8 protein-coding genes and 1 rRNA gene are annotated in these 9,818 nt (G+C 73.4%); 6 read left to right on the forward strand and 3 right to left on the reverse strand.

Annotated features, from left to right (window positions below; translation table 11 throughout):
* Positions 1-68 (forward strand): 5S ribosomal RNA (gene rrf, locus ACQRUO_RS36215); the annotation flags it as partial.
* Positions 69-224: 156 nt separating this feature from the next.
* Here the strand turns inward: rrf and ACQRUO_RS36220 are convergent.
* A complete protein-coding gene (locus ACQRUO_RS36220) occupies positions 225-998 on the reverse strand; it encodes a lysophospholipid acyltransferase family protein (RefSeq protein WP_428320421.1) in 774 nt (257 codons plus the stop codon).
* Positions 999-1,337: 339 nt separating this feature from the next.
* Here ACQRUO_RS36220 and ACQRUO_RS36225 point away from each other — a divergent pair, with 339 nt between their 5' ends.
* From ACQRUO_RS36225 to ACQRUO_RS36240, 4 genes are all read left to right on the forward strand, one after another.
* A complete protein-coding gene (locus ACQRUO_RS36225) occupies positions 1,338-1,664 on the forward strand; it encodes a thioredoxin family protein (RefSeq protein WP_428320422.1) in 327 nt (108 codons plus the stop codon).
* 356 nt (positions 1,665-2,020) lie between these two features.
* Positions 2,021-2,806 (forward strand): electron transfer flavoprotein subunit beta/FixA family protein, encoded by a 786-nt coding sequence (locus ACQRUO_RS36230; RefSeq protein WP_428320423.1) that lies wholly within the window; start codon positions 2,021-2,023, stop codon positions 2,804-2,806.
* A gap of 42 nt (positions 2,807-2,848) precedes the next feature.
* On the forward strand, positions 2,849-3,811 hold the full coding sequence (locus ACQRUO_RS36235; protein ID WP_428320424.1) for an electron transfer flavoprotein subunit alpha/FixB family protein: 963 nt from the start codon (positions 2,849-2,851) through the stop codon (positions 3,809-3,811).
* 118 nt (positions 3,812-3,929) lie between these two features.
* Positions 3,930-5,360, forward strand: coding sequence for an AMP-binding protein (locus ACQRUO_RS36240; RefSeq protein WP_428320425.1), 1,431 nt, complete (start codon positions 3,930-3,932; stop codon positions 5,358-5,360).
* Between the two features lie 15 nt (positions 5,361-5,375).
* Here the strand turns inward: ACQRUO_RS36240 and ACQRUO_RS36245 are convergent, their stop codons facing one another.
* Positions 5,376-8,039: a hypothetical protein gene (locus ACQRUO_RS36245; RefSeq protein WP_428320426.1), complete on the reverse strand. Its 2,664-nt coding sequence runs from the start codon at positions 8,037-8,039 to the stop codon at positions 5,376-5,378.
* A gap of 157 nt (positions 8,040-8,196) precedes the next feature.
* Positions 8,197-8,769: an FHA domain-containing protein gene (locus ACQRUO_RS36250; protein WP_428320427.1), complete on the reverse strand. Its 573-nt coding sequence runs from the start codon at positions 8,767-8,769 to the stop codon at positions 8,197-8,199.
* Between the two features lie 385 nt (positions 8,770-9,154).
* On the opposite strand from ACQRUO_RS36250, the gene ACQRUO_RS36255 reads away from it, so the two are divergent.
* Positions 9,155-9,818: ROK family protein (locus ACQRUO_RS36255; RefSeq protein WP_428320428.1), on the forward strand; the 664-nt coding region annotated here is incomplete at its 3' end.

Consider the following 9,818-nt stretch of genomic DNA (forward strand, 5'->3'; position numbering starts at 1 on the left):
AAGCTAAGCCTCACAGCGCCGATGGTACTGCAGGGGGGACCCTGTGGGAGAGTAGGACGCCGCCGAACAATTCTTCAGAAGAAGCCCCCGACCGATCCGGTCGGGGGCTTCTTCGCGTTTGTCGGCAGACCGAACCTCATCGGCAGACCGAACGTCAGACGGCGCGCCACCCGTAGCGGGTGACGCGCCGTCGACGTGTTCGGGCCGGGCTCGAGCCGGCTTCCTCAGGCCTGCTGCGCGGCCCGCCGGGCCGCCTTCGCCGCGGCCTCCTGCTCGTCCTCGGCCTCGGCGACCTCCAGGGTCGGCGCGGTGCCACCGAGGCTGGCCGGGAGCCACCAGGAGTCGGACGGGCCGGCCGGCTTGGCCGGGTACTCGCGCTGGGCGCGCTCCAGCATCTCGGTCATCGCCGCCCGCAGCCGCCGGGTCACCATCACCGGCTTGTCGTTGTCGGCCAGGTGAATCGGTTCGCCGATCATGATGGTGACCGGGACGTGGCGCTTGGTCAGCTGCTTGGGACGGCCCTTGGTCCACAGCTGCTGGGTGCCCCAGAGGACCACCGGGAGCAGCGGGGCGCCGGCGTCGGCGGCCATCCGGGCCGCACCGGTCTTGAACTTCTTCAGCATGAAGGAGCGGCTGATGGTCGCCTCGGGGAAGACACCGACCACCTCGCCGGCCTTCAGCGCGCGCACGGCGGCCTCGTAGGCGGGCTGGCCGTCGGTCCGGTCCACCGGGATGTGCTTCATGCCGCGCATCAGCGGGCCGGAGATCCGGTGCTTGAAGACGTCGTCCTTGGCCATGAACCGGGTCTTGCGCTTGCCGCCCCGGTAGGCGCCCAGTCCGGCGAAGAGGAAGTCCAGGTAGCTGACGTGATTGCTGACCAGGACCGCACCGCCGGTGGCCGGCACGTGTTCGGCCCCCACGATGCTCACCCGCACGTCCAGCGCCTTGAAGGCGGTCAGCGCGGCGCGGATCACCGGCGGGTAAACGAACTCTGCCACGGTCAGCCCTACTTCTCCCTGCGGGCCCTGGCCCGTGTGGTGGCACCCGGGCCTGCGGTGCGGCGCACCAGGCCCCGGGGCTGCGGCACGCCGCGGCTGACACGGGTGATTTCTGCTGATGATGGTCCCTCGAAGGGGTGCCTCCTGTCATCTGGGCGGGCCCTGGTACCGCGAGATAGTCGTCACATCGTGGCCTGCCGCGGCGGCCGGAGCCGGACTGCCGCCGGGCGTGCGCGCCGGCGCGCGGTCGGAGGACCGGTCGAGTGCGGGCGCGGGCGGACGGTGGCGCACACTGGAGCACAGGGTGCGTGCCGGTCGGCGCGCGGGAGGGACGAGGTCGTGCTGCTGTCCGCCGCCGAGTTGGGCGAGGGCGTCGTGCTGGGAGAGCGGGCCACCCTGGTGCAGTTCTCCACCGCCTTCTGCCAGCCCTGCCGGGCGACCCGCCGGGTGCTGGCCGAGGTGGCCGCGATGGTGCCCGGCGTGGCGCACCTGGAGGTGGACGCCGAGCAGCGCCTGGAGCTGGTGCGCCGCCTCGAGGTCGTGCGCACGCCCACCGTGCTGGTGCTGGACGCCGCCGGTCGGGTGGTGCGGCGGGCCGCCGGACAGCCACGCCGGGCGGACGTGATCGCCGCCCTGGGCCGCGCGGTCACCGGCCCGCCCGCCTGATACCCGCGGGCCCCGAATGCCGCCGGAACGGCGTGCCGAATGCCCCCGCCGCACCGATCCGGCGAGCCGCTCGGGACACCCGCGCCGACCTCGGAATCCACGGTGGGTTGCGGTCCGGAGAAGCAGAGAGCTTCGTCACAATGATCAGAGGGGATAACGCCCCGACATTGCGGCAAGATGTGGGCGACCGGTATTTATCTACTGACGAGTAACCAGAGCGGGATGCTGCCGAGTATGCTGCCGGGAGTGCCGGTCGGGGCAGCAGGAATGCGCTGTCCGATGCGGGTGCCGCCGAGTGCGTGCCCGCCCGTTGCACCGCCGCAGCCGCCGGACGAGACCAGTACAGGAGACAGGCCGTGAGCTTGAGGATCGTTGTCTGTGTGAAGTACGTGCCCGACGCGACCGGTGACCGTCGCTTCGCGGACGACACCACCACCGACCGGGACGCCGTGGACGGCCTCCTGTCGGAGCTCGACGAGTACGGCGTCGAGCAGGCGCTGCGGATCGCCGAGGCGTCCGGCGACGCCGAGGTGACCGTGCTCACCGTCGGCGGCGACGACGCCCGGGACGCGCTGAAGAAGGCCCTCTCCATGGGCGCCGACAAGGGTGTCCACGTCAACGACGACGACATCCACGGCTCCGACGTGATCGCCACCTCCGCGGTGCTCGCCAAGGCCCTGGAGAAGACCGGCTACGACCTGGTCGTCTGCGGCATGGCCTCGACCGACGGCACCATGGGCGTGCTCCCGGCGCTGCTGGCCGAGCGCCTGGGCCTGCCGCAGGTCACCCTGCTCTCCGAGGTGACGGTCGAGGGCGGTCTCGTCAAGGGCCGCCGCGATGGCGACGCCGCCACCGAGCAGGTCGAGGCCGCGCTGCCGGCCGTCGTCTCGGTCACCGACCAGTCGGGCGAGGCCCGCTACCCGTCCTTCAAGGGCATCATGGCGGCCAAGAAGAAGCCGGTCGAGGAGCTCGACCTGGACGACCTGGGCATCGAGGCCGAGGAGGTCGGCCTGGCCGGCGCCTGGACCGCGGTCGAGACCATCACCGAGCGCCCGGCGCGCACCAAGGGAACGATCGTCGAGGACGAGGGCGATGGCGGCAAGCAGCTCGCCGCCTTCCTCGCCGAGCAGAAGTTCATCTGATCCGCCGTTCGGACCCCACGTTCCCTCAGGAGACAAAAAATCATGGCTGAGATCCTGGTCCTGGTGGACCACGCCGACGGCGCCGTCCGCAAGCCCGCCCTCGAGCTGCTCACCCTCGCCCGCCGGGTCGGCGAGCCCTCCGCCGTCGTCCTCGGCGCCGGTGCGGCCGCCGCCGACATCGCCGCCAAGGCCGCCGAGTACGGCGCCGCCAAGGTGTACGTCGCCGACGCCGCCGAGTTCGCCGAGTACCTGGTCGTCCCCAAGGTCGACGCGCTGACCCAGATCGCCAAGGCCTCCGGTGCCGCGGCCGTCCTGGTCACCTCCTCCGGCGAGGGCAAGGAGGTCGCCGCCCGCGTGGCGCTGCGCCTCGGCTCCGGCATCATCACCGACGCGGTGGACCTGGAGGCCGGCGCCGACGGCCCGATCGCCACCCAGTCGGTCTTCGCCGCCTCGTTCCAGGTGAAGTCGAAGATCACCCACGGCGCCCCGGTCATCACCGTGAAGCCGAACGCCGCCGCCCCGGAGGCCGCCCCGGCCGCCGGCACGGTCGAGAACGTGACCGTCGAGTTCACCGGCAACGCCGCCAAGGTCACCTCCCGCACCCCGCGCGTCTCCACCGGCCGCCCCGAGCTGACCGAGGCCGCGATCGTGGTCTCCGGCGGCCGCGGCGTCGGTGCCGCCGAGGGCTTCGGCGTGGTCGAGGCGCTCGCCGACTCGCTCGGTGCGGCCGTCGGTGCCTCGCGCGCCGCGGTCGACGCCGGCTGGTACCCGCACAGCAACCAGGTCGGCCAGACCGGCAAGCAGGTCTCCCCGCAGCTCTACATCGCCGCGGGCATCTCCGGTGCCATCCAGCACCGGGCCGGTATGCAGACCTCGAAGACCATCGTCGCCATCAACAAGGACTCCGAGGCGCCGATCTTCGAGCTGGTCGACTACGGCGTGGTCGGCGACCTGTTCGACGTCGTGCCGCAGCTGACCGAGGAGGTCAAGGCCCGCAAGGGCTGAGCCGCAGCTTCTCGGCCCGGGCACCCCTCGGGCCGGGCGGTCAGGACGCAGGGCGTGATCCGCACCACGAGATGTGGATCACGCCCTGTGGCGTACCCGGGTCCCGTAGAGTGCGGCCGTGAACCTGTTGACGGCCCTTCAGGGGGGCTGCGGCGACGCGGCCGACGCACTGCGGATCGACGGCCGGGCACTCTCCCGCGAGCAGCTGCTGGGCGCGGCGGGCGCGGTGGCGGCCCGGGTCGCGGGCGCCGCGGCGCTGGCGGTGCCGGCCCGGCCCACCGCCGAGACGGTGACCGCGGTGGTCGGCGGCCTGCTCGCCGGCGTGCCGGTGGTGCCGCTGCCGCCCGACGCCGGAGTGCTGGAGCGGGCGCACATCCTGCGGGACAGCGGCGCCGAGCTGCTGGTCGGCGAGCGCTCGGCGGTCGAGGCCGTGGCGGCCGACCACGAGATCGCGGCGCTGCCGGTCGACCTGGCCGAGCGCGCCCCCGCCGGCCCGACCCACCCGGGCACCGGAGCGCCCGCCCCCGAACGGCCCGCCTTCGTGCTCTACACCTCGGGCACCACCGGCCCGCCGAAGGGCGTCCGGATCCCGCACCGCGCGATCGCCGCCGACCTGGACGCGCTGGCCGAGGCCTGGGCCTGGACGCCCGAGGACACCCTGGTCCACGGCCTGCCGCTGTTCCACGTGCACGGCCTGGTGCTCGGTGTGCTGGGTGCGCTGCGCACCGGCTGCAAGCTGGTCCACACCGGCCGCCCGACCCCGGCCGCCTACGCCGAGGCGGCCGGCAGCCTCTACTTCGGGGTGCCCACCGTCTGGTCGCGGATCGCCGCCGACCAGGACGCGGCCCGCGCGCTGGCCGGCGCCCGGCTGCTGGTCTCCGGCAGCGCGCCGCTGCCGGTGCCGGTCTTCGACCGCCTGGCCCTGCTCACCGGCCACCACCCGGTCGAGCGCTACGGCATGACCGAGACCCTGATCACCCTGAGCACCCGGGCCGACGGCGAGCGCCGCCCGGGCAGCGTCGGCCTGCCGGTGGCCGGCGTCGAGACCCGGCTGGTCGGCGAGGACGGCGCCCCGGTCCCCGCGGACGGCGAGACGGTCGGCGACCTCCAGGTCCGCGGCGCCCCGCTCTTCGACGGCTACCTGGGCAACCCGACCGCCACCGCCGAGGCCCACACCGCCGACGGCTGGTTCCGCACCGGCGACGTGGCGACCGTCGGCCCCGACGGCTTCCACCGGATCGTCGGTCGCAGCTCGGTCGACGTGATCAAGAGCGGCGGCTTCAAGATCGGTGCAGGCGAGGTCGAGGCCGCCCTGCGCGACCACCCCGCGGTCGCCGACGCCGCCGTGGTCGGCGCCCCCGACCCCGACCTCGGGCAGGCCGTGGTGGCCTTCGTGATCCCCGACGGCCCGGTGACCGGCGAACAGCTCACCGCCTTCGTCGCCGAGCGGCTCTCGGTGCACAAGCGCCCGCGCCGGGTGGTGCTGGTCGACGAGCTGCCGCGGAACGCGATGGGGAAGGTGCTGAAGAAGCGGCTGCTGGAGGGGTGAGGGCGAGGGTGAGGGTCAGCGGGGGAGCCGGTCGAGCCAGCGGGCGAGGTTGACCACGCCGGGGAGGGTGGTCAGGTCGAGGGTGACCGCCTTGTCACGGATGTCATTGACCAGCCGCTTCCTGCTCTCCGGGCCCGCGGCCCAGGCACGTAGGATCCGCGCCGAGCTCACGGGGATCGTCGCCAGCAGTTCGAGCATCTGCCGGTCGTTCAGCTCCGGAGCGATGGCGGCGAGCTCGGCCAGGTCCCGGTAGCGCTGGATCTGGTGCGGCGAGCAGTTCAGGAACCGTGCCAGGTCCTCGCACTTCGCCTGGGTGTCGGTGGCTTCCACCAGCGACTCGGGGGTGGCCAGCGCCGCAGCCTTCAACTGTTCGCGGTGCGGCTCGAACAGCGCCAGGTCGATCATGGTCTCGATGGGCCGGCCGACGATCCGCTGGAACGTCGGATGATCGGACAGTGGGCGGAGGCAGGGGTCGTCCTGGGCCTGGCTGCGCAGCTCGGGGCTGTAGAGCGCGTAGCGCAGGTCCTGGAGGGCGTCGGCCGACCACTGCTGCTCCTCCGACAGCCGCCACAGCAGGGCGTCCAGGCAGGCCTGGTCCCAGGCGAGCCGCGGCGAGAAGGGGGCGGCGGGGTGCGGGTGGAGCCAGTCCGCTGGGATGACGCCTCGGTTCTGTTCGGGGTTGGTGGCGCGCTCCTGCTCGGGGTCGGCGGCCCGGCGGTCCCTGGGGAAGGTGGCCCGGTTGGCCAGGAGCTTGGCGGCGTACTCCAGGTTCTTGGCGAACGGGTACATGTGTCCGGCGTACTCCTGATGCGGGCTCTGGCGGTCCTTCTCCTTCTCGCAGCTCTCCACCAGGTTCGCGGCCATGGTGATGGCCGGGGCGAGCATCTCCTTGTCCGGCTGCCCGCTGTTCAGGTACCCGTTCAGCCACTGGGCGGCGCAGGTGTAGAGCACCTTGATCCGCAGTTGTGGGGAGAGTGGCAATCGCGACTCCTCAACGTCGTTGTTCGGGAGCAGTACTGCCGCCAGCGCCGTGGCGAAGTCGCCGCAGTCCCGTTCGGCGGGCGGTAGCGAGCGGAAGTAGGCCCACAGGTACTCGTACCGGGCGGCCAGGTAACCGGGGTCCTCGTTCACCGCGCCCGCGAGCAGCGGGACCGCGTCGTAGGTGTTGTCGGCGAGGGCCCGGCTGCAGGCGATCACCTGGAGGGTCAGGCTCTTCCAGTTCGTCAGCCCGCTCAGCTCCTCGCCCAGCTCGCGGTGCACCTGGCTGAGCTGGACCAGGATGAACGCGGCCGCCCCGGTGAGCAGCTGTGCCTGCGCCTGGTTCTGCGCGGAGGCGATCGCCGGCTTCGTGTCCTTGTCGTCGATCTTCGGCAGGCCGAGGTCCTCGCGGCTGAAGAGGTCGCTCGCGGCGAGCCGGCCGTTGCGGGTCAGGGTGATCGTCACCCGGTTGCAGTCCACCCGGGTCACCCGGGCGCGCCAGGTCAGGTCGGGGCGCAGGGTGAAGTACAGCTTGGCGAAGGCGGAGACCCAGGCGCCGCTGGGCAGCGCGCTCAGCGTTTCGCTCTGCAGCGCGCTGACCGGGCTCTGCCGCAGGGCCACCCGCAGGTCCTTCGGTCGCCGCTCGTCGCCGATGGTCAGCAGGCGGGTCAGGACGTAGTCGGTCGCCGCGGCGTCGACGCTGCCGTCGCTGTTCTGCGCTTCGACCTGCAACCGTAGGTTCTGCCCGTACCCGGCCGCGACGAGCAGTACGGCCAGTACGGCCAGGGCCGGGTAGGTGACCAGCAGCTGATCGCCCGGGTGTCCGGACCAGTGCCAGCACAGGGCAATGGTCGTCGCGAGCACCAGGGTCAGGGCGAGGCCGAGCCGCCACCAGTCCTTCCAGAGTTGCTTCGCACGCGCCTCCGGATGCTTGCGGCACCAGAACACGAACACCAGGAGGATCGGCATGAGCGCGAAGAAGACCACCAGCCAGAACGCGGCCGCGGCCAGTGCCCAATGCACGCCGAAGGGCTTGAACATGGTGTAGACCGGCAGCATCGCGCTCAGCCCGAAGACCAGTACTGCGCTCATGGCATTGAGCGGATACCGCTCCCGCTTCTCCCAGGCCACCGCCCCCGGTCGCACCACCCAGCGGGTCGCGCCGCTGGCGGCCAGCAGCAGTACCGCGATGCCGACCAGCGTCGGCAGCGCCACCTTGCCGAGTGGGAGCAGCCAGTCCTGGTAGAAGGACTCCCAGTTGGTGCCGGCGGGCGCCAGTGGTTCGTCCTCCAAGCGGGACACCTGCGCGACGCCGTTGATCGCGTCCTGGTTGCTGCGGTCGAGCATCTCGGCGAGCCGGAACTGGTAGCCGGCGTCCTTCAGGTCCCCGGCCGCCAGTTTCGCCTGACCGGCGAGCACCGCGTCGGCTGCGTCGCTGCGCTGCTGCTCGACCTGGCCCAGCAGCGTCTGGACGCAGGAGTCCTCGCCCGGAGAGGGGACCCGGACCAGCAGTCGCTTGGCCTCGGTGAGGTCGCCGGCCGCGATCCGGGCGGTGGCGGTCTGGCAGACGAGGGTCAGCGGGGCCGGAGTCGGGTCGGGGTCGGCCGTGGCGGTGGACGCCGGCAGCACCGCGAACACTCCTGCGGGCAGCAGCACCGCGAGCCGCCGCGTCCGGCGCGGGCGCTCGCTCGACGCTGCCATCGCTGCCGCCACCCTCCGCCGTCGGGCCCGCCCTCGCAGTCCGAGGCTAGGGGCGCGACCGGGGGCCCGCGCGTCGATGTCGGCCGAGCGGCTGAGGGGGCGTCAGAAACGTCAAGACAGTCCCGTCCGCCTCTGCCCGTCAGCCCGCCTCCGCCCGTCAGCCCGTCGCGAGCCGGAAGGCCTGGTTGCCGAAGGCGACGCGGTCGCCCGGGCGGACCCGGACGCCGCCGGTGACCCGGTGGCCGTTGACGTGGGTGCCGTTGGTGGAGCCCAGGTCGTAGAGCACCCAGCCGCTCGCCGCCGGGCGCAGTTCGGCGTGCCGGCGGGAGACCGAGTCGTCGGCCAGCCGCAGGTCCGAGCCCGGCGCCCGGCCGATCCGCAGCGGGGCCCGGCCGGGCGGAGGGAGGGTCAGGCCGGGCAGCTGCTCGGTCTGCCAGGCGTCGCGCAGCCGTACGGTGAAGGCGGACAACCGGCCGACCGCCCGCAACGCGAAGCGGGCCAGCCGGCCGTCGCTCGGCAGGCCGACCAGCGCCGCGTCCAGTTCGGCGGCGGTGCGCGCCAGCAGCACCTGTTCCATCCGCCGGACGAAGGTGTCGTGGGACAGCCGGCCGTCGCCGGCGCCCGCCCGCAGCACGTCCAGCGCCCGTTCGCGGTCCGCCTCGGAGGGCCGGGCCGCCCGGGCGGCCGGGTCGACCGGGGCCAGGGCGGTGCGGTGCTCCCGAGCGCTCATGCCTCGATTCTCGGGCGCCGTCGGGCGCACTGTCCAGCATGGGGAGCGGGCCGGCGGCGGGGGCTGCGCGCGGGCCGGGGCTAGGGCCTGTCTTCAAACTCCCGTCTGCGGGGCGACGCCGGGGCACGCACCTCGACGGCTTCTCGTCAGTCGCCGATGGCCCCCAGCCTTCGGCCGGGAGGTGCCCCCACCGCATGGACTCCCTCCTCGGCGCCGCCGATGCACGCACCCGTGGGGGCACCTCCCAGCCGCCAGGCTGGGGGAGCCGCCCCGCCCGCCCTTCGGGCGGACGACGGGAGTTTGAAGACAGGCCCCAGTCCGCGACAGGGCCGCGCGGCACCGGGCAGGATGGGACCGTGCACGAGGCACGTGGACAGGGCGGTGGATGATGGACGGTCAGGCACTGGTCGCGGCGGTCGACATCGGTGGCACGAAGATCGCCGGAGCGTTGGTCGGGGCCGAGGACGGTGAGCTGTACCACCGGCTGGAGCGCCCCACCCGGGCCGGGGGGTCCGGGAAGGTGGTGCGCGACGTGCTCGCCGAGGTGGTCGAGGGCCTGACCGCGGCGCCGGAGTGGCCGCGGGTGGAGCTGGTCGGGGTGGGCAGCGCGGGACCGGTGGACACGGTCCACGGCACCGTCAGCCCGGTGAACATCCCCGGCTGGCGGGAGTTCCCGGTGGTCGAGGAGGTCCGGGCGCTGGTCGGCGGCCGGACCGTGGTGCTCACCGGCGACGGGGTGGCGATGACCGCGGCCGAGCACTGGCGGGGCGCCGCCCGGGGCTTCGACAACGCGCTCTGCATGGTGGTCTCCACCGGGGTCGGCGGCGGCCTGGTGCTGGGCGGGGCGCTGCGCGCGGGGCCGAGCGGCAATGCGGGTCATATCGGCCACATCAGCGTGGACCTGGACGGGGAGCGCTGCGCCTGCGGGGGCCGCGGCTGCCTGGAGGGCCTGGCCAGCGGGACCGCGATCGCCCGGCACGCCCTGGCGGCCGGCTGGCGGCCCGCCGACCGGGCGGACGCGGCCGGCGTGGCCGCGGCGGCACGGGCCG

The organism is Kitasatospora sp. LaBMicrA B282 (genome assembly GCF_050325825.1).
In the GTDB taxonomy this organism is placed as follows: Bacteria; Actinomycetota; Actinomycetes; order Streptomycetales; family Streptomycetaceae; genus Kitasatospora.